General features: G+C 48.3%; 19 protein-coding genes, 1 rRNA gene, 2 riboswitches and 1 other annotated feature. Of the genes, 15 read left to right on the top strand and 5 right to left on the bottom strand.

What is annotated here, in order from left to right; translation table 11 throughout:
- Positions 1 to 41: 41 nt before the first annotated feature.
- Positions 42 to 252 (top strand) — a binding site (T-box leader).
- 119 nt (positions 253 to 371) lie between these two features.
- From MOZ60_RS07700 to MOZ60_RS07675, 6 genes are all read left to right on the top strand, one after another.
- Entirely contained in the window at positions 372 to 1316 is a 945-nt protein-coding gene (locus tag MOZ60_RS07700; RefSeq protein ID WP_370596220.1) for a transporter substrate-binding domain-containing protein, read from the top strand.
- A gap of 25 nt (positions 1317 to 1341) precedes the next feature.
- Positions 1342 to 2007, top strand: coding sequence for an amino acid ABC transporter permease (locus MOZ60_RS07695; RefSeq protein WP_370596219.1), 666 nt, complete (start codon positions 1342 to 1344; stop codon positions 2005 to 2007).
- Positions 2000 to 2743, top strand: coding sequence for an amino acid ABC transporter ATP-binding protein (locus MOZ60_RS07690; RefSeq protein ID WP_277009841.1), 744 nt, complete (start codon positions 2000 to 2002; stop codon positions 2741 to 2743). Before MOZ60_RS07695 ends, MOZ60_RS07690 begins: the two co-directional genes overlap by 8 nt.
- 8 nt (positions 2744 to 2751) lie before the next feature.
- Positions 2752 to 4431 (top strand): M14 family metallopeptidase, encoded by a 1680-nt coding sequence (locus MOZ60_RS07685; RefSeq protein WP_370596218.1) that lies wholly within the window; start codon positions 2752 to 2754, stop codon positions 4429 to 4431.
- A 68-nt stretch (positions 4432 to 4499) separates the two neighbouring features.
- Entirely contained in the window at positions 4500 to 5012 is a 513-nt protein-coding gene (locus tag MOZ60_RS07680) for a ferritin (protein ID WP_277635552.1), read from the top strand.
- Positions 5013 to 5102: 90 nt separating this feature from the next.
- Positions 5103 to 6761, top strand: a complete 1659-nt coding sequence (locus MOZ60_RS07675) for an AAA family ATPase (RefSeq protein WP_370596217.1) — start codon at positions 5103 to 5105, stop codon at positions 6759 to 6761.
- Between the two features lie 17 nt (positions 6762 to 6778).
- On the opposite strand, the gene MOZ60_RS07670 is transcribed toward MOZ60_RS07675, so the two are convergent.
- The 3 genes from MOZ60_RS07670 to MOZ60_RS07660 all read right to left on the bottom strand — a co-directional run bounded on the left by MOZ60_RS07670 (position 6779) and on the right by MOZ60_RS07660 (position 11474).
- Entirely contained in the window at positions 6779 to 8425 is a 1647-nt protein-coding gene (locus MOZ60_RS07670; RefSeq protein ID WP_370596216.1) for an ABC transporter ATP-binding protein, read from the bottom strand.
- Positions 8412 to 10145, bottom strand: a complete 1734-nt coding sequence (locus tag MOZ60_RS07665) for an ABC transporter ATP-binding protein (protein ID WP_370596215.1) — start codon at positions 10143 to 10145, stop codon at positions 8412 to 8414. Before MOZ60_RS07665 ends, MOZ60_RS07670 begins: the two co-directional genes overlap by 14 nt.
- 184 nt (positions 10146 to 10329) lie before the next feature.
- Positions 10330 to 10401: riboswitch (Fluoride riboswitch) on the bottom strand.
- A gap of 53 nt (positions 10402 to 10454) precedes the next feature.
- Positions 10455 to 11474 (bottom strand): M42 family metallopeptidase, encoded by a 1020-nt coding sequence (locus MOZ60_RS07660; protein WP_108776013.1) that lies wholly within the window; start codon positions 11472 to 11474, stop codon positions 10455 to 10457.
- Between the two features lie 120 nt (positions 11475 to 11594).
- Here MOZ60_RS07660 and MOZ60_RS07655 point away from each other — a divergent pair, with 120 nt between their 5' ends.
- From MOZ60_RS07655 to MOZ60_RS07645, 3 genes are all read left to right on the top strand, one after another.
- Positions 11595 to 12755, top strand: a complete 1161-nt coding sequence (locus MOZ60_RS07655; RefSeq protein ID WP_370596214.1) for a transglutaminase domain-containing protein — start codon at positions 11595 to 11597, stop codon at positions 12753 to 12755.
- Between the two features lie 16 nt (positions 12756 to 12771).
- Complete coding sequence (locus tag MOZ60_RS07650; RefSeq protein WP_370596213.1) at positions 12772 to 13623, top strand: patatin-like phospholipase family protein; 852 nt, start codon at positions 12772 to 12774, stop codon at positions 13621 to 13623.
- A gap of 89 nt (positions 13624 to 13712) precedes the next feature.
- Positions 13713 to 14288 carry a hypothetical protein gene (locus tag MOZ60_RS07645; protein WP_370596212.1) on the top strand — a complete coding sequence of 192 codons (576 nt, stop codon included), beginning with the start codon at positions 13713 to 13715 and terminating at the stop codon, positions 14286 to 14288.
- 125 nt (positions 14289 to 14413) lie between these two features.
- Here the strand turns inward: MOZ60_RS07645 and MOZ60_RS07640 are convergent, their stop codons facing one another.
- Positions 14414 to 14791: a metal-dependent transcriptional regulator gene (locus MOZ60_RS07640; RefSeq protein WP_277008227.1), complete on the bottom strand. Its 378-nt coding sequence runs from the start codon at positions 14789 to 14791 to the stop codon at positions 14414 to 14416.
- 123 nt (positions 14792 to 14914) lie between these two features.
- On the opposite strand from MOZ60_RS07640, the gene MOZ60_RS07635 reads away from it, so the two are divergent.
- Genes MOZ60_RS07635 through MOZ60_RS07625 form a run of 3 tightly spaced genes read left to right on the top strand, consistent with a single transcriptional unit; the run spans position 14915 to position 17585 of the window.
- Entirely contained in the window at positions 14915 to 15850 is a 936-nt protein-coding gene (locus tag MOZ60_RS07635; protein ID WP_370596211.1) for a carbohydrate kinase family protein, read from the top strand.
- Positions 15847 to 16767 carry a pseudouridine-5'-phosphate glycosidase gene (locus MOZ60_RS07630; protein WP_108776019.1) on the top strand — a complete coding sequence of 307 codons (921 nt, stop codon included), beginning with the start codon at positions 15847 to 15849 and terminating at the stop codon, positions 16765 to 16767. The genes MOZ60_RS07635 and MOZ60_RS07630 overlap by 4 nt, the downstream gene beginning before the upstream one ends.
- A complete protein-coding gene (locus MOZ60_RS07625) occupies positions 16767 to 17585 on the top strand; it encodes an AAC(3) family N-acetyltransferase (RefSeq protein WP_108776020.1) in 819 nt (272 codons plus the stop codon). The genes MOZ60_RS07630 and MOZ60_RS07625 overlap by 1 nt, the downstream gene beginning before the upstream one ends.
- On the opposite strand, the gene msrC is transcribed toward MOZ60_RS07625, so the two are convergent.
- Positions 17586 to 18050 carry a free L-methionine (R)-S-oxide reductase MsrC gene (gene msrC, locus MOZ60_RS07620; protein ID WP_370596210.1) on the bottom strand — a complete coding sequence of 155 codons (465 nt, stop codon included), beginning with the start codon at positions 18048 to 18050 and terminating at the stop codon, positions 17586 to 17588.
- A 37-nt stretch (positions 18051 to 18087) separates the two neighbouring features.
- Positions 18088 to 18174: riboswitch (TPP riboswitch) on the top strand.
- A gap of 27 nt (positions 18175 to 18201) precedes the next feature.
- On the opposite strand from msrC, the gene MOZ60_RS07615 reads away from it, so the two are divergent.
- The 3 genes from MOZ60_RS07615 to MOZ60_RS07605 all read left to right on the top strand — a co-directional run.
- Positions 18202 to 18762, top strand: a complete 561-nt coding sequence (locus MOZ60_RS07615) for an energy-coupled thiamine transporter ThiT (RefSeq protein WP_277644774.1) — start codon at positions 18202 to 18204, stop codon at positions 18760 to 18762.
- A gap of 89 nt (positions 18763 to 18851) precedes the next feature.
- Complete coding sequence (locus tag MOZ60_RS07610) at positions 18852 to 19391, top strand: DUF402 domain-containing protein (protein WP_370596209.1); 540 nt, start codon at positions 18852 to 18854, stop codon at positions 19389 to 19391.
- Positions 19392 to 19716: 325 nt separating this feature from the next.
- Positions 19717 to 19820: ribosomal RNA gene (locus MOZ60_RS07605) — 16S ribosomal RNA — on the top strand; the annotation flags it as partial.

Genomic DNA, 19820 nt, shown 5'->3' with positions numbered 1-19820 from the left:
AATAAGTGTTGACTTACAGCAAACCGAAAACTATACTTTCAGTACATTCAAGGAACGGAAGAGTAGCTGTCAGATATCTTCAAGCGAGCCGGAACAGAGTGGAAGTCCGGTAAGAGAGGGGACAGTGAAGCGCATCCGGGAGAAGTTCTTCTGAAGTCAATAGGAAGAAACGTGATTCTGCGTTAAGGAGAAGAGTGGTCAGCGTATGCTGGCAACCAGTGTGGTACCGCGGATAGATCAGCCGTCTCTGGATTTTTCCAGAAGACGGCTTTTTTGTATAAGGGGAGGTGAGCACATGACAGAGCGACGAAGATGCAGCAGATTGTATGAACAAATATCGATGACAACAAATCAAATGGGAGGAAAAGATTATGAAAACATCAAAAATTGTCAAAACAGCTTTGTCCGGACTGCTCGCCTGCAGTCTTGCCGCATGTGGTTCTAGTTCTTCAGCATCCGCATCTGCTTCATCCGGATCTGCATCATCTGATGAATACAGTTATCTGCTGGATACATCCGATCTGGAAAAGCCAACCCTGGATCTGAGCAATCCAACAGGTGTTCTCAAGGACATCATTGACAGCGGCACGCTTTCCGTCGCAACGTCCCCGGATTTCCCGCCGAATGAGTGGGTGGATGATGCCGGCAAGGTCTATGGTTCCGAAATGATGTTTGCCAAATATATCGCCGACTGTCTGGGGGTCAGCCTGAATATTGAAACCATGGATTTCAGCGGCACGCTGGTTGCCGTCGATACGGGCAAGACCGATATTGCCATGAGCGGCTATGGCTGGAAGAAAGACAGAGAAGAAAGCTATGAGCTCTCCAAAGGATATATCGGTGATCCGGATTCCGACGCCGGCCAGACTTTGATTACAACCAAAGCCAATGAAGGCAAATACAATTCACTGCAGGATTTTGTGGGATCCACGATCATGGCCCAGGCAACCTCGCTGCAGGAAATGTATGTTCAGGATGAAATTCTGTCGCTGGATAAGGATGGTACGACTAAATATGAAGCGGTCAAGACACTGGATCAGGCCATTCTCGGGCTGGCTTCCGGCAAGTGTGATGCCGTTGCGCTGGCACAGGCTACTGCTGAAAACTATGTGGAACAGTCTGATGGGCAGTTTGTGATGACTGGTGTCATGTTTGACCTGACGCCGTATGGTGATTATCAGGGCAACGTTCTGGCTGCCAAGAAGGGCGAGACCGCACTGATTGACGTCATGAATCAGATTGTCGATTTCGTGAACGAAAAAGGCTATTACCAGACCTGGTATGCACAGGCCAAGGAAGCGTCCAAGGCTGAATAAGTTGTTAGGAAGGAAATGACACTGCATGGGAGAAGGAATTGTTGAAGTTTTTCTGAAATACTGGCCGATCTTTCTGAGAGGTCTTGGCGGAACGCTGGAATATGCATTCATTGCCGTCTTCTTTGGATCGATTCTGGGCACACTGATTGCGATGGCGCATCTGTCCAAGAATAAGGTTTTATCTGCCATTGCGGCGGTCTATGTCAATGTGCTCAGAGGCACGCCTCTGCTTGTGCAGATGTATATTTCCTACTATTTTCTGCCGATGGCTTTTCCGGCATTGAACAATATTGACAAAGTTTACTTCGTGCTGCTGGCACTGACGCTGAACTCCAGCGCCTATGTTTCTGAGATCTTCAGAAGCGGCATTATGTCCGTGGACAAAGGCCAGACAGAAGCGGCCAGATCACTTGGCATGACATCCGGCCACTGCATGCGCTACATCATCCTGCCCCAGGCAATCAAGAATATTCTGCCGGCACTTGGCAATGAATATATTTCCATGATCAAGGAAACATCCCTTGCCGGCAGCTTCATGCTGTATGAACTGATGTACACGCAGACACTGCTTGCCAATAAGTATCTGATCTGGCAGCCGCTGTTTATCATCGCCGGGATTTATCTGCTTGTTACGCTGTCCCTTTCCTGGGTCGTCAGAAAGATGGAAAAGAGGTTGAGTGTCAGTGACTGAGAAGAATGATGTGTTGATCGAAACGGTCGACCTGCATAAAAATTTTGGCTCCCTGCAGGTGCTCAAGGGCATCTCTGAGAAGATTCATAAAGGTGAAGTTGTCACCATCATCGGACCTTCAGGCGGCGGCAAGAGCACGTTCCTGCGCTGTCTGAATATGCTGGAAGAGCCGACCTCTGGCAAAGTGCTGTTTGAAGGCCATGAGCTGGATCCCAAAAGCACGAATCTGAACCTGCACCGTCAGAAGATCGGTATGGTATTTCAGCAGTTCAATGTGTTTCCGAACCTGACTGTGCTGGATAACATCACGATTACACCGAAGCTGGAAAAGCATGTCAAAAAGGAAGATGCTGAGAAAGAGGCAATGGAACTGCTGAAGACAGTTGGTCTTGAAGATAAGGCCAATGTCTATCCGCGCAAATTATCCGGCGGTCAGAAACAGCGGCTTGCCATTGTGCGGGCCATGGCCATGCATCCGGATGTGATGCTGTTTGATGAGCCGACCAGTGCGCTGGATCCGGAAATGGTCAAAGGTGTTCTCCGGGTTATTCAGAATCTTGCTGAAAGCGGCATGACCTGTGTCATTGTCACCCATGAGATGGGCTTTGCAAGAGAAGTCAGCGACCGGGTACTGTTTATTGATGGCGGTGTTGTTGCGGAAGAAGGCACCCCGGAACAACTGTTTGACCATCCGCAGAATGAAAGAACAAAGGCATTCCTGTCTGAAGTGCTTTAGAAAGGATCATGATGAAGACAACATTTTCCTACGATCATTATTACAAGTATGCAGAGCTGCAGAGCAATCTGCAGTACTTTGCAGAAAAATACAGTAATCTCTGCACACTTGACGTTAACATGGTCACACCAGAAGGCCGCAGTCAGTATGTTGTGACGCTGACCAACAAGGATACCGGTGATGCTTTAAGCAAACCCGGCTGGTATCTGGATGGCAATATCCACGCCGGTGAAGTGACATCCAGCATGTGTGCCATGCATACTATTGATACACTGCTGACCAACTATGAAACGGATGCCGGCATGCACCGCATCCTGGATACCATGACGATCTACGTCATCCCCAGAGTGAGTCCGGATGGTGCTGAGAAGTATCTGACTTCACCGTATAATCTGCGCTCTGCTGACCGTGCATATCTGCCGGAAAAGGGCGGCATCAAGCCGGAAGATCTTGATGGTGACGGCGTCATCCGGATGATGCTGATACCTTCCGCCTATGGGGCATGGAAGAAGGATCCTTCTTCTGCTGCAGGCGTTGTGCTGCGCTCTCCGTCTGATGCAGTCGGCGAATTCTATGACTTGTATCCGGAGGGAAATCTCGAAGAGCCTGCCGGTGACAATCTGAAACAGAAGAAGCCTGACTGGGGTCTTGACTTCAACCGTAACTTTCCGTTTGGCTGGTTTCCAGATGCAAGACAGGGCGGAGCTGGCAAGTATCCGTTAAGCAATCCGGAATGCAAAGCCATTGTTGACTTTGTGCTTGCCCATGACAACATCGGCGGAGCTGCAATCGGCCACACATCGGGCGGCCTGGTTCTGATCCCGCCTGGAACAAAGCCGGAAAAGAATGCTCCAAAACAGGATATGAAGGCAATGCATGCGATTGCGGATATGGGCAAAGAAGAGCTCGGTTATGTACCGATGAATATCTTTGATTCCTTCATGGATGATCAGGTGAACTATGATTCCGGTGCTCTGGATGACTGGTTCTATCAGGCCCAGGGCATTCCTGCCTATACGATGGAGTTCTGGGATGTTTCGACCAAAGCCGGTGTGCCGATGAACTGGGGATCCCGCAAGGATGAGGGCGAAGAAAAACGTCTGGAACGGTTTGTGGCGATCATGAAATGGGTCAAAGAGAATGCACCACAGTATTACAAAGACTGGCAGACATTTGATCATCCAACCTTTGGCAAAGTTGAGATCGGTGGTTTCAATACCAAATTCACGATTCAGAATCCACCGGAGAAGTTTCTTCTGACAGAGTGCGAGCATGATACAAACTTCAATCTGCGCTTTGTACAGGCAATGCCGCACCTTGCCATTGATTCTTTTACAGCTGAAAAAAAGGCAGAAGGAGTCTATGAAGTGAGTGCTGTCATTGGCAATCATGGCTACCTGCCAACCAACCTTACTGAAAATGCACTGTTGATGAAGACAGCAAAACCTGTTGAGGCAAAGCTGGATGGTGCCGAAATTCTTGGCGCGGAAAGTACGATGGATCTTGGTCATCTGGAAGGCTATGCCAATACGAATACCAGCTCTATGTATGGCAATCTGACCACCTTTGCCAGCGGCAAGGCACGCAAAAAGGCTGTCTGGATCGTGAAGGGTGAACCAGGCACAAAACTGACATTAACAGTATCTTCCTGCAAGGCAGGAAGCGTACATGATTCCATTGTTCTGTAATCTTGCGAACATATCTTGACTTCCTGGCTGTGTCACTCTATGGTTAACATGAAGCAGGAGGAGAGAAAATGCTTGATCAGAAAGTAAAAGAACTCATTAATACACAGGTGAACAAAGAGCTTTATTCTGCGTATCTGTATCTTGATTTTGCGGATTATTATCAGGATCTCGGCCTGGATGGCTTTGCCCATTACTATGATGTACAGGCTCAGGAAGAGCGTGATCATGCCATGTTGATGAGACAGTATCTCATTAACAATGGTGAACATGTCACCCTGACTGCTGTGGATGCACCGGCTTATACATACAAGACACCGATGGATCCGCTCAAGTATGGCCTTGAACATGAGCAGTATGTCACGAGCCTGATCAATACGATCTACGGTGCTGCCAATGATGTGCATGATTACCGTACGATGCAGTTCTATGACTGGTTTGTCAAGGAACAGGGCGAAGAAGAAAAGAATGCGGATGATCTGATCAAGAAGTATCAGCTGTTTGGTTCAGATCCGAAAGGCCTGTATGCTTTGAATCAGGAACTGCTGGCCAGAGTCTATGCCGCACCAACACTTGTGATCTGAGTATCTCCGGGCTGTCGGAAGACAGCCTTTTTTTCGTCATTCATGACAGGCTGGCATAAATCAAGTATCATGTTCAAAGAGGGAAATACGATGCAGACATTGAGAGAGATTCTTTCACAGAGACAGCTTCACTTTGCTGAGGAACTTTCCGAAAGCGACATTGCAGATATTGAGGCATTTTATCAGCAGACTGCCAGAGACCGCGGCGGAAAACTGAATGAAGAAGAACTGAATGCTGTGATCAGTGCCTATCAGAATCTGGATATGATCGCAGCCGGGGCAGATCAGACCAGGTCAGAGAAGACAGAGGACGCAGAGAAGAAAGAGGAAGAAACACATGCGAAACTGCAGACATATGACTGTTTTACCAAACAACCTGCTGCAGACTTTCCGCTGATGCGTATTGCGTGCAGGCAGAATGTACTGCATGGTGTCTTTTTGTCACCAGATGATGACGCCTATGTCTTTTCTTCTTATGATAACCAGGTGCAGAACGACGTTATGGCAATTGACAGCCGTTTTGAAAAGGTACTTTCCTACCTTGTGCGCAGCCATGTCTATTGTGAGTTGAAAGGCATTGTACAGAATAACTCTCTGTGTGTTCTTTCTTTGCATGCCTGGGATCCCAACCACAATATGACTCTGCAGTCTGCCAATGACAGTTTTCTGCAGCTGGTGCTGCAGCGTCTGTATACATGTGATTATCAGAAAGACAGCGAAGAAAATAAGGAGCAGCCGCAGATGGTATTGTCTGATCTGCCGGCAATTCTGGATTTTCTGGACTGTGCTGAGAATACACTTCCCGCTGGCATCCGCAGCTGGGCACACCGCAATGTTGCTTTGATCAAAACCGATACCGTGCCGCAGGAAGAAAAGCGTCATGCCCAGAGAGCGCTTGGATTAATGCTCAACATTCAGTGGAAGGGCAGGAAGTTTGATCCCATTGATCCCGTTGCAGCCCGCCGCATTCTGGATGAGGAACTGTATGGCCTGGATGCCGTAAAGCAGCGCGTCATGGAAACAATCATCCAGATCAACCGCACCCATACACTGCCTGCGTATGGCCTGCTGCTATGCGGACCTGCCGGAACCGGCAAATCACAGATTGCCTATGCCGTTGCCCGTATTCTCGGCTTGCCATGGACTTCGCTGGATATGAGCACCATACATGATGCCGAGGCATTGACCGGTTCACCGCGTGTCTATTCCAATGCAAAGCCTGGCCGTATCATGGAAGCTTTTGAAAAAGCTGGATCAAGCAATCTTGTCTTCATCATCAATGAGCTTGACAAAGCGGACCAGGGTAAAAATGGATCCAATCCTGCGGATGCACTTCTGACACTGCTGGATAATCTTGGCTTCATGGACAACTACATTGAGTGCAGAGTGCCGACTTCTGGTGTTTATCCAATTGCAACGGCCAATGACAAGACAAGAATTTCCGATCCTCTGTTAACCAGGTTCGCACTGATTGAGATTCCGGATTATACAATGAAAGAAAAGAAGATCATCTTCACGGATTATTCACTGCCGCGTGTATTGAAACGCATAGGAATGCACAGAGAAGAAATCGTGATCACGGATGAGGCAGTGGATGCCATTATACACAAATATGAAAAGATGCCCGGTGTCAGAGATCTGGAACAGGCAGCGGAGCATCTTTGCGCCAATGCATTGTTCCGGATTGAAACCGGACATCAGAAACAGATTGTCTTTACGAAACAGTTAGTTGAGGAAGTGCTGGCCTGAGATCAGGAATACGGATTTCAGGCTTTTTGTGTACCCATGGTGATCATGCGGCTGCCGCTCTTTTCAAACAGACGGTGTGAGATGGAAATGACTGTGCGGTTTTTGGATACATTGATCAGTGTATCCAGGACAATGCGCTCGGTTCCGGCATCCAGATTTGCTGTGATCTCATCCAGCAGCAGAATCTCAGGATTCTTGATGATGGAGCGGGCAATGGAAAGCAATTGTTTCTGGCCCTGTGAAAACAGGCTGTCAGAATAGGGCGTATCCAGACCTTCCGGCATATTGGCAATGGTTCCGGCAATGCCAACGGTATTCACTGCCTGCTGGATTTCTGCATCTGTTATTGCATCATCATGCAGGGTGATCTGATCACGAATCGTACCATCCACTGGTTTGAATGACTGCTCCACATAACCAAACAGGCTGCGCTTGTCCGTATCTTTGATACAGCAGGCGTCATTGCCAAAGATTGAGATCGTTCCTGCATCCGGCTGATAAAATCCCAGAATCAGCTTGAACAGCGTACTCTTGCCCGCACCTGTCCGTCCTGTCAGCGTGACATGTTCACCTGGCTGGATTGTAAAAGACACATCCTGCAGAATGGGGTGAGACGGATCATAGGCAAAGCTGACATGGGAAATGGCGATGGCAGGCGCCGCATTCTTGCAAAAGGCGAGATCCGGTATCTGTCTTTCCGGCTGGGCAAGGAATTCATTGATACGGTGAATGCCGGCTGAGGCAGACTGTACGGTCTGGATCTCCATGCCAATGCTTTCAATTGGTGAAAATACCTGAGATATGTAGTTGATGATCGCAACTGAAGTACCTGGTGTCATACCAAAGAAAGACAGGATGATGGGGCTGCCGGATGCACTCAGAATATAGACAAGAGCAGTGACAGCCGCATTGAGAATCAGAATGACAGGGGAATAAACGGCATCGAAGAAGTTGGTTTTTTCAATGGCGCGATAGCTGTCATCCAGACTGTCATCATAACGTTCCGCCATGAATTTCTCTGCCTGCAGTGTATGAATTGTGCGGATGTTATGAAGCGTTTCCGGAATGGCACTGCTCACGCTGGCAACTGCCTTGCGGTTGTCAATCTGCGCCTTTAATGTTGCCTTCTGCACATGCCTTGTATACAGCGCAACCAGCGGCAGCACGCATAACAGCAGAATCGCAAGTCCTTTGTTCTTGATAAACAGGATGACAAAGATGGATACCATCCGGCAGCAGTCCGCAAACATGGAGATGATGCCGTCTGTAAACAGGTCTTCAATCGTATCCACATCATAGATGAAGCGGGAAACAATGGCACCCGGCTGTGTTTTTGTAAAGAAATCAGCCGGCAGCTTTGACATTTTCTCACGCAGAGCAGAGCGCATGGCATGGGTCATCTTCTGGCCAAAGACAACCAGGATTGCTTCCTGGCCGCTGGAAAGCAGTGAAGACAGGATGAGCAGAGCAAAATACGCCGCAAACAGCATTGGTGATACATCGGCACTGGTGCTCAGGCCATCAATGATCTTCTCAAGAACAAGCGGCGGCAGCAATGACGTGATGATGGCGCCTGCCACAATCAGACATACCGTGATGGACAGCAGAATGTGCTGGCGGATGGCAAGCTTCAAAAGACTGGCAACCGTTTTATTTCTGTTCATGATCAGAACCTCCTGCCTGCACTTCATACAGGCGCTTGTATTCAGGATTGTTCTGCACAAGTGCATCATGCACAGATGCCTGTGCACTGCCGTTTTCCAGCCAGATTACCTGATCCATCTCTGGGAAAACATAGAGACGGTGGCTGATGAGGAAGATGATGCGGTCTTTGCGGTATGCCTGCAGGTTGGCAAAGATTTCAAGCTCCGTTGAACGGTCAAGTGCGGAGAAAGGATCGTCAAGGATCAGAATGGGGCGCGGATGTGCCAGCGTTCTTGCTAAGGCAAGGCGCTGTCCCTGTCCGCCGGACAGCCGCATGCCGCTGCTGCCAACCATGGTGTTGACACCATCTGGCATGGCAAGTACCTCCTGATCCAGACAAACCAGTTTCAGGTATTTCATGACATCAACACTTTCATCGCCAAGCTGGATATTGTCGGCAATGGATGCAGAGAACAGTTCCGGATCGTGGCCCAGATAACCGCTGAGAGAATGAATCTCATCAACAGACATATCCCGCAGTTCCCGGTTTCCGTAACGCAGTGATCCTTCATACGGAAATTCATTGAGGAATAATCTTCCAAAGGTGGATTTGCCTGAGGCAATCTGCCCGGTGATGCCAATCATCTGACCAGGTTCTGCCTGCAGTGAAATATCATGCAGAAGCACGGGAGCACCAGGATAGGCAAAGGAAAGATCATGAATCCGGATGGAATGTGTATCGGCAGTGCTCTGCGGTTCTGGACTGGTTCTTTTCAGCAGAGGCTTGATACGGTGCCAGGATACCTGCGCTTTCTGGACACTGTTGAACAGGGCAGCAGCCTTGGATGACTTCAGTGCCATTTTTGCATAGCAGGAAAGAAAGGTTGTAAATGCAGCAATGTTCCAGATGCCTGCATGAATGAGCTTTGATCCATCAAAGAGGATAAACAGAACAGAAACGGCAGTGATGCACTGATACAGCGGCGGCAGGGCATTGACGAGCACATCTGCTTTGGTGTTGGCTGCTTCATAAGCCTGCAGGCTCTGCTCATAGCGGGTATTCATGTTTCCTTCCTGGCCGGCAATACGATACGTCATGGCATTGACAGAACGGTCCATGGTAGCTGCTGACAGCTGATCAGCACTTTCTCTTGCCCTGGCATTCCATTTCTGCACAACGGTTTTCATCTTCTGGGCAAGCAGATAGGAAACAGGCGGTGTGATCAGGCACAGCAGTGCCAACTGCCAGCGGTATACGGCAAGCATGACGACATAACTGATCAGAGCAACCCCGGTATCAAATACTTCCGTCGTGAATTTGCGCATGCCTTCCGCACACGCATCCACATCGGATACTGCCCGGGTAATCATGCCGCCGGTATCTTTCGTGCCTGCCTTTGCTTTAGGTATTTTCAAAAGATTTCCATACAGAATATGCTTCATCTGCCGGTTGATGGCATTGGCAAACTTACGTACATACAGACGCTTGAAGAAGCGGGAAATCTGTACGATGGCAGTGACAGCAAGATAGGTTATGGCAAGCGAGACCATCGCCATGCCTGTTTCATTGCCCTTGAGGATTTCAAGCAGTGTCTGGGCAAGCTGGCCTTCATAATATGGCCCGGCGAGCAGGCCGATGTTATAGATCAGACCTGTGATGGTAATGATCATCAGAAGCTTTTTCTCATGCAGAAAGTAACTGGAAATTTTCTGCGGATCAAATTGTTCTTTTCGTTTCATGATTTCATTATTACACGGTAAACGCATACGGTATATATGATTCGCGTTTCTGCAGCTGTAAGAAAAAAACGAATGCTGCCATAAAAGCGGCATTCGTTTCATCATTTAATGTAATTTCGAACATGTTGTCATTCTCCTCTCTTTCCGGACAGGAATTTCAACAAAAAACTCCTGCCCGTCTTTGTGACAAGCAGAAGTCATCAGCGTCTTGCGGTTCGAGAGAATCTCTCATGCAGACTTCATTTCCTGATTCATGTATACAGCTATGCAGCGGTTCAGATGTAAAAGCAAAAGGGATTTTTTAAAAGATCAGCGCATCAGGTATTTCTGCAGCAGGGTATACGCTGCCTGCACGCCGTCAATGTGGGCACGCTCATAGTTATGAGAGGCGTAGACACCTGGCCCGATCAAACCGTGGCGGATATCATAACCAGCCCGCATGGTCGTTTCTACATCGCTGCCATAGCGTGGGTAGATATCGATTGCATAGGGCAGACCCTCTGCCTTGCAGATGAGGGCAAGCTCTGTGATCATGTCATAATTGTAGGGACCGCCGGAATCCTTGGCACAGATGGATACCATATGCTCATTGCAGCCAAGATCACTGCCGACGCATCCCATATCAACGGAAATCATATCTTCGGTATCAATTGGCACACAGGATCCGCCAAAGCCAACTTCTTCGTAAACCGTAAACAGCAGAGTGACTTTGCGGGGCAGGGTGATTTTCTGCTCTTTGACCCATCTGGCAATGCCTAGCAGAATCGAAGCGGAAAGCTTATCATCCAGGAAGCGTGACTTGATATAGCCGCTGTCTGTAATGACAGTTCTTGGATCCATGGCAATCATGTCGCCGGTTTCGACGCCAAGTGCTTCAACTTCCTGACGGGATGACACATTTTCATCCAGCAGAATCTCCATGTTTTCCTCTGTATCTTCCAGCTCTTTCTCACGAACATGGACACTTGGCTCCTTGTTCAGGACAACACCGGTATACATTCTTCCGCTGCGGGTAAAGACCATGCAGTTTTCACCATCGGCGGTGCGCCACTGGTGGCCGCCGATTGTTGTCGGACGGAGTCTGCCATTGTCCTTGATCGCACGCACCATGGCACCAAGTGTATCCACGTGGGCGGCCAGAACCAGTGGATTTTTTTCACCACCCAATACACACTCCACATTGCCCTTGCGGGTAATGATGGGCATATATCCCATCTCTGCCAGCGTCTTGCGCACATATTCTGCAGCCCGTGCTGTAAAACCGCTTGGTGAAGGAATTGCCGTTAACGCACACAGCTGCTGTGTTATATAATTCAGATCATCATTCATGATATCTCCACCTCACTTTGATATTCATATCAAATGGTAAAAGGAAACTGTTTATTTGGCAAGCGGCGCACAAAGCATCCACAGCTTTTCAAAGCACAGATACATGTTAAAATGCCACATATGACAAACAAACTGCTTACACTTTTAGCGATCAGTTCTCTTGCACTGTCAGGATGCTCCCTGATGCCGCTGCCTTCTGCATCATCTGCTACTTCCGCAAGCACCGCCGCATCCTCTGCCGTACCGCAGGAAGCTGTATCATCCGCTTTTTACTATGATCAGCTGAACCAGAATGCCAGAGAAGCCTACGGGGAATTGCTGCAGGGGGCAAATGACGGCCAGAGCTCTGTATCCTTTTCCAAACCGGTCAGCCAGGATGATTTTCTGTGTGCAATGACGGCATTTTCCAGGGATCATCCGGAGGTGCCTGGTACCAGCAGCTGGACCTGGACAGGCTATCAGAATGGCAGTGTGATCACACAGGCAAGCTGGAATGCAGGTGATGATGCTGCCGCACAGATGGAAGCAGTCTCGCAGGCAGCAGATCAGGTAGTGGCTGCCAATCCTGATCCTTCTGATCCAGTGGCATCAATCCAGTATTTCTATGAGTGGATCATCCAGAATACAGACTATGGCAGAAGTACATATGATCAGGATATCCGCAGTGTCTTTCTGGATCATGTCTCGGTATGCAGCGGCTATGCCCGGGCATTCAAATATCTGTGTGATAAAGCAGGTATTGAATGTGTGGTTGTGGAAGGTGAGGCTAATGATGCGCGCCATGCATGGAATCTGGTAACGATCAATGGCAATACTTACTGGGTGGATGTAACCTGGGGAGATCCTCTTTATCAGCAGGATTCCTCCGGCCAGTCACTGACCTACCGTTACTTCTGCGTACCGGATGATCTGATGCTGAATACACATACGATTGACTATGGTGCCGGTGATCCGGACTCAGACAGCTATGTATCCAATGTATTTCAGTATCCATCATGTTCAGATCTGTCATTGGATTACTATGTGCGCGACGGCAGCTATTTTACAAGCTATGACCGCATGAGTGTGTATCAGTATTTCATGAACCGATTTGCGGCAGGCCAGTATCAATGTGCGCTGCAGTTTTCAAAAGATATTTGCCAGCAGGCATTTGATGATTTGCTTTCTGGTGATGTACCATACATGCAGACGATTATGGCTGGATGGTTTACAGGCAGAGTGACATGCCAGTACAGCACGGATCCCGATACTGGTGTTCTGGAAATTTCGTTCTCATCATAAGTAAGGAGGATGTGCAATGAAAAAAGGTCTTGTGTTGGAAGGCGGTGCGATGCGCGGTTTGTTTACCGCTGGCGTACTGGATGTTCTGATGGAAAATGATGTTGTTTTTGACGGGGTTATTGGGGTATCTGCCGGAGCGGCTTTTGGCTGCAACTATAAGTCAAAGCAGATTGGCAGATGCATCCGCTACAATAAGCGCTTTGCCCATGAACGCAATTACTGCAGCCTGTACTCGCTGCTGAAAACAGGCAATCTGTACAATGCGGAGTTCTGCTATCACCGCCTTCCGGATGAACTGGATGTCATGGACAATGATACGTATGTCAAAAATCCTTGTGAATTCTGGTGCGTTGCAACGGATATTGAAACTGGAAAGCCCGTGTATCACGAGATCAAGACGATGGATGAAGAGGGACTGGAATGGGAACGTGCATCGGCATCAATGCCGATTGTTTCTCGACCGGTCATCATTCATGGTCAGAAGCTTCTGGACGGCGGCCTTTCAGATTCCATACCGCTTGCTTTCTTTGAAAAGATCGGCTATGACCGCAATGTTGTGGTACTGACGCAGCCAGATGGCTATACCAAGCATCCGCAGAAGGGCATGACTTTGATGCGGCCGCTTCTGCATCAGTATCCGGCGGTGCTGGATCTGCTGGCTCACAGGCATGAGGCATACAATGCACAGCTGCAGCAGGTGCACCGTGCCCAACGGGAAGGCAGAGCATTTGTGATTCAGCCGCAGCTTCCTTTGGAAATTGGAAAGACGGAACATGATCCTGAAAAAATGGAAGAAATCTATCAGATCGGCAGACAGGAAGCGTCCCGTCAGCTTGCTGATCTGAAGAAGTTTCTTATGACAAAATAATTAAAATGTCGTAAAATGTGACATTACTCCATTCTGACACATTTTCTGTGGCATGATCATCCCGTACTATGTGAGTGGGGAAATACCGCATGATCATAGAGGAAAAGGGAGCGTGCCGCCGCCTGTGTGGGCATTTTGTGCTTGTGCATACGGAGACACAGAAGCAGATCGGAGAAAAGTTTCGGGGACAGTGGCTGTGCTATTGTCATCAGGGATGTATGGGGGAAATACTGTTCTTTCACATGGGGATGCTGACAGAGCAGGGAATTATATCCTGTGCTGCAGTGCAGTATACAGCAGGTTATCTTTCAGACGCCAAAGCCGAGATTTATCAAGGACAGGTACCGGAAAAATTCTATGTTTATGCCGAAAAGATTGCTGGCCGCTTCAGAATTGAAGCAGGACGCCAGCGCATCCGGCGCTGTCATCTTTTTGATTCGCTGCGGGATGCAAAGTACCCGGATATCCTGCATGTGCTGCATCCAGGCAGCCTGAAACGGATTCCGTTTCTTGGTGAAGAATTTGATGGCAGAATGCTGAAAGGAAAGATCACTTCCGGTATCAACCAGCCAGAACTGCATCCAGGCATGAGGGCATCCTGCCTGATGGTGGAAGACTGTCAGGGTTTGGATCTTGTCATGATTCCTGAGCATATGCAGAAATAGTATGTTCAACTGTAATAATCATTCAACTTGAAATAAAACAGAGGCGGATCATTCCGGATGATCTGCCTCTGTCTGCATGTCAGCACAATTGTCTGATCTATTGCAATGATCGTTTTGATGCTGCCTTATTTTTTCTGCATATTTGCCTGGATCTGCTGCTTTACCTTTTCAAACGTGATATCGCTGATATCATGCTCAATGCGGCAGGCATCTTTACGGGCTGTCTCTGGATCTACGCCAATTGAAACAAAATATTCTGAGAAAAGCTTATGGCGCTCATAAATGTGCTCAGCAATTTTTCTGCCCGGGGGAAGCAGCGAGATTTCCCCATCTTTGGCCATTTCGATATAGCCGTTTTCTCTCAGCTTTTTCATGGCAACGCTGATGCTTGCCTTTGAATAGCCGAGTTCCTGTGCGATATCCACAGAGTGGACGCTGCCATTTCTTTCCTTCAGCATCAAAATCGCTTCCAGGTAATCTTCTGCGGATTCATATATCTGCATGATCTCTTACCTCCGATACAATACGAATATTGTAACATTGCTGGCCAAAATGAAAAGAGATGTGCCCCGGCGGGACCTATGCTAAAATATACGAATGTAAGGATGCGATCAGGAGGATCACCAATGAGCTGCATTTGTGTAATTGGCGGAGCCAATATTGATATCTGTGGATCAAGCATTGGCCCGTTACGTTCGTTTGATTCCAATCCAGGTATGATTTCCGTTTCCTATGGCGGCGTCGGCCGCAATATCGCCCAGATCTGTGCACTGTTGCGGAAAAATACACGCTTTGTAACATGTTTTTCCAGTGACAGCTATGGCCAGATGATGAAGGCAGACTGTGAAATGCTGGGAATGGATACTTCTGGTTCCGTGACAATTGAAGGACTGCCAAGTTCCATGTACATTGCTATTCTGGATCATAACAGAGATATGAAGGTCGGCATGAGTGACATGCGAATCCTGCGGTGCATGGATTCGGCAATGCTGGAGCCTGTGTTAAAAAGCCTTAACAGCGATGATATAATCATCATAGATGCCAATCTGGATATGTCATGTATTCAGTATGTGCTTGCCAATGCGCCGTGTCATGTTGCGGCAGACCCTGTCAGCACAAGCAAGGCCGGCAGGCTCAGAAATGTGCTTGGCCAGCTTTCCATCTTCAAGCCAAATCAGTTTGAAGCAAAGGAACTGACTGGTATCTCCATTGAAAATGAGGAGGATGCCCGCCGCAGTCTGGACTGGTTTCTGCAGGCTGGCGTAAAAGAAGTGATTATTTCCATGGCTGAGCGCGGACTGCTGCTGGGTACTGAACATGAAAAGCTGTGGCTGACACACCGCCGTATCTCTCTGGAGAATGCAACCGGCGGCGGTGATACGCTGCTTGGTGCATATGTTGCCGCAAGGCTGGAACACCAGAGCCCGGATCAGGCGATCCGCTATGGTATATCTGCTTCCGTGACGGCAATCGAACAGGATGCTGTCAAGCGGCGCAGCCTCAGTCCTGAAATGATTGAAAAGAATCTTGATACGATGGATATAAAGGAGAAAAAGTTATGAGTGAAATGGTAAGAGTCAATCCTGAAGTTGCAAAGGCATTACAGGAGAACAAGCCTGTCATTGCCCTGGAAAGCACGATTATTTCCCATGGTATGCCGTATCCGCAGAATGTTGAAACGGCAATGCATGTGGAACAGATCATCCGTGATCACGGAGCTGTGCCAGCAACAGTTGGCATCGTTGATGGTGTTGGTGTTGTTGGCCTGACAAAGGATGAGATTGAAGAAATGGGCAAGCGCGGCCATTCGATTCCGAAGGTATCCAGACGCGATCTGCCGATTGTCATGGCAGAAAAGTCATGGGGTGCTACTACTGTTGCGACAACAATGATTCTGGCTGCCAAGGCAGGCGTTGAGTTCTTTGTGACAGGCGGTATCGGCGGCGTTCACAGAGGCGCACAGGAAACATTCGATATTTCGGCTGACCTGGAAGAGCTTGGCAGAACAAATGTGACCGTGATCTGTGCAGGTGCCAAGGCAATCCTGGATCTGAAACTGACTCTGGAAGTACTGGAGACAAAGGGTGTTCCGGTGCTTGGCTATCAGACAAATGATCTGCCTGCTTTCTACTGCCGTGATAATGGCATGGGCCTGAAAGTTGACTATGCGATTAAAGATGCAGCTGATGCAGCAAGAATTGTCAAGGCTAAGAGAGATCTCAAGCTCAATGGCGGCATTCTGATTACCAATCCGATCCCGGAAGAGTATTCAATGCCTACTGATGTGATTAACAAGGCTATTGATGAAGCAATTGCAGAGATGGATGAAAAGGGTATTCATGGCAAGGAGTGCACACCATTCCTGCTTGCCAAGATTGCAGATATTACTGCCGGCAAGTCTCTGGATGCCAACATTCATCTTGTATATAACAATGCGGCAGTTGGTTCGGAAATTGCCAAGGAGTACAGTAAACTCTGATGTCATATGCGCCGGACCATATTGTCAATGATCCCGTAACCAGGGAAACACTGACAGCCGGGCTGAAAAAGCTTGGCCTGCGGGACGGCATGATTGTGGAAGTGCATGCCCGTCTGTCATCTTTTGACTGTGTGATTGGCGGGGCAAGGACGGTTGTGGATGCATTAATGGATATTGCTGGTGAAAATGGAACGATTGTCATGCCAGTAAACTGCCATGATAATGCGGAGCCTTCCACCTGGAAACATCCGGTGCTTCAGCCGCAGTCCTATGCATCTGTGCGCAGCGCAATCCCGCCGTACGATCCCCAGCTGAGTGATATTCCTGATATGGGAGAAGTGGCTGAGAATTTCCGCCGCCGCAAAGGTGTTATTTTTTCCCAGCATCCGCGTGTTTCCTATGCAGCGTGGGGCAGATATGCCAAGCTGCTGTGCAACCGGCAGTCTCTGCATTTTCCGCTGGCTGAAGAAAGCCCGGCAGCCCGCATGTATGAGATGAAGGGTTTTGTGCTGTTGATGGGATGTGATTTTGACAGTACGACAAGCATGCATCTGGCGGAATACCGCACAGATGACAGGCCGATCCGCATTGAAGGCTGCTGCATGCAGACAGATCAGGGACCACAGTGGAAGAATTATCTGGATCTTGATCTGGACAGCAGTGACTTCACACGGGTGCGCAGTGAACTGGTCAAAAAAAAGGCGGTCCGCGAAACAGTGATAGGCGGATCCCGCATTCAGTTTTTCCCACTGGCATATGCCGTGGATGAGGCAACACGCTACTTTGAATCCAATTCGGTATTTGAACTGTACCGGTAATCAGATTTTCCAGGAATGTTTGAGGTATGCTGCAGAAATTTCTGCAGCTGCTTCAAGCATTTCTTTTTCTTCGGTTTCGTGGAAACGATCTTTGACTGGGGCATCCAGGTCAATTTCCATGATCACTTCATCATTGACAATGACCGGAACACATAATTCACTGCGGCTGTCACTGTCACAGGCAATATGGCCATGGAAAGACAGCACATCCGCAATCCGCTGCGGCTTCTTTGTCTGCCAGCAGGTACCACAGACACCTTTGCCAAAGCCAATGTGCGTGCAGGCAGTCTTGCCCTGAAAAGGACCAAGGACGAGTTCACTGTTTTTCACGAAATAAAATCCTGCCCAATTGAGATTGGCATAGTTCATATTGATGCAGGCAGAGACATTGCTTAATGCAGCGATCATATCAGGCTCTTCCAGCAGGGCTGCAATCTGCTGGCTGATCAGACTTTTATTTTCCATGTAAAAGATCATAGCACATATTCCTGTGGTAGAATGAATTCGTGAACAGGGGTGCATTTGCTGAGAATTACCCTTATCACCTGATCTAGGTAATACTAGCGTAGGGAGTTCCGAACACTCTTTGCGCCTTCAGAAACGGGGGTGTTTTTTTGTGAAGAACAATAAGATCAGAATCATTTCGTACATGGCATTGTATGCAGCACTGTATGTCGTCCTGAAATTTGCAGGACAGTACATTCCATTCCTGCAGATGCCGCAGGGAGGCTCAATCGAACTTGAGCTGGCTGCGGTATTCATTGCTTCGTACCACATGGGCTGGAAGTATGGCATTCTGACAGCAATGATCGGCTTTCTGCTGACATTGATCTGCGGCTTCCCGATTTACTGGCTGAACTTAGGGCAGTTTATGCTGGATTACATTCTGCCTCTGCTGTTTGTTGGTGCATCAAGTCTGCTTGGCCGCAATGGTTCAGTACGCCAGATCATCGGCATCTCACTGGCAATGATTCTGAAATATATCAGCCAGCTGTTATCAGGCGTGTACTACTGGCCGCCGGAGGGCAGTGTTGCCGGCAGCAAGGCTGCCTGGATATATTCTGCCGGATACAATCTCTGGTATAATCTTGCCACATTGGTGGTATGCATCATTCTGGTGCCGCTGCTGCTGAAAAGGCTGGAAAAAACAAGCGCCTGGAAGCAGTTTGCAAAGTAAGCAGAAGCAAAAAACATTCGAATGGGTGGATGAGAATGCAAATCATCCACTTTTTATTTTTGCTGTCGGCGAGTAGAATAACAAATGCTATGTCGAAAATATTAATTCCACATCCTGGACAAATGGTATATATCCAGTCTTTCAAGCATGACGGCAGCCTGCACCGCACATGGTGCAAGGGATTTGTGCTTGAAGCTGATAAAAAACATATCGTAGCCGTTACCAACCGCGCCTGGGTAATTGAGGCAGATGGAAGGCGGTGGCTGACAAGAGAACCGGCAATATGTTTTTTCTATGACGACCGCTGGTGGAATATTATTTCCATGATCCGCCATTCCGGTGTGTATTACTACTGCAATCTGGCTTCTCCGAGCGTATATGATGGCGAGGCAATAAAGAACATTGATTATGACCTGGATGTCAAGCTGTATCCGGATGGCGGCTACCAGATCCTGGACGAAGATGAGTTTGCCCAGCACGCCAGGCAGATGCACTATCCGGAAGAAGTGAAAAAGATCGTAGAAGAACAGATGCAAATGCTGATTCATGTGATGGAAAAAGGTGAAGATCCCTTCAATCAGGCGTGCATAGACTACTATTACAGCAAATATCTGCATATGAACAGATAATGGAAATGATGCCGCTATGCGGTATTTTTTTTACGGCTGGAAATACAGGAATGCAAAAAAACCAGTTGACAGAGAGGGAGGAGAGAGGGTAAGATCATGAAGCTTCTTCAACAGGGGTTCAGGCATCAGGAAATGATCATGGATCAGGTTGGCAATGAGGAAAAAAGTTGTTGACAAAATAAACTGAAGAGGTAAGATAAACAAGTTGCTTCTGAGAAGGAAGCGAGCGCAGATCTTTGAAAACTGAACAGAAAGATTAGAACACAAACAACGTCAATGAGTTTATAAGAAATCCTGGTTAGTAAGTAATCAGGTGAGCACAAGTCAAATGAAGAGTTTGATCCTGGCTCAGGATAAACGCTGGCGGCGTGCCTAATACATGCAAGTCGAACGAGGAAGACCCAGCTTGCTGGGTTGACCGAGTGGCGA

It is taken from the genome of Grylomicrobium aquisgranense (assembly GCF_033971865.1).
In the GTDB taxonomy this organism is placed as follows: Bacteria; Bacillota_I; Bacilli_A; order Erysipelotrichales; family Erysipelotrichaceae; genus Bulleidia; species Bulleidia massiliensis.
This window is presented reverse-complemented; position numbering and strand designations above follow the sequence as displayed.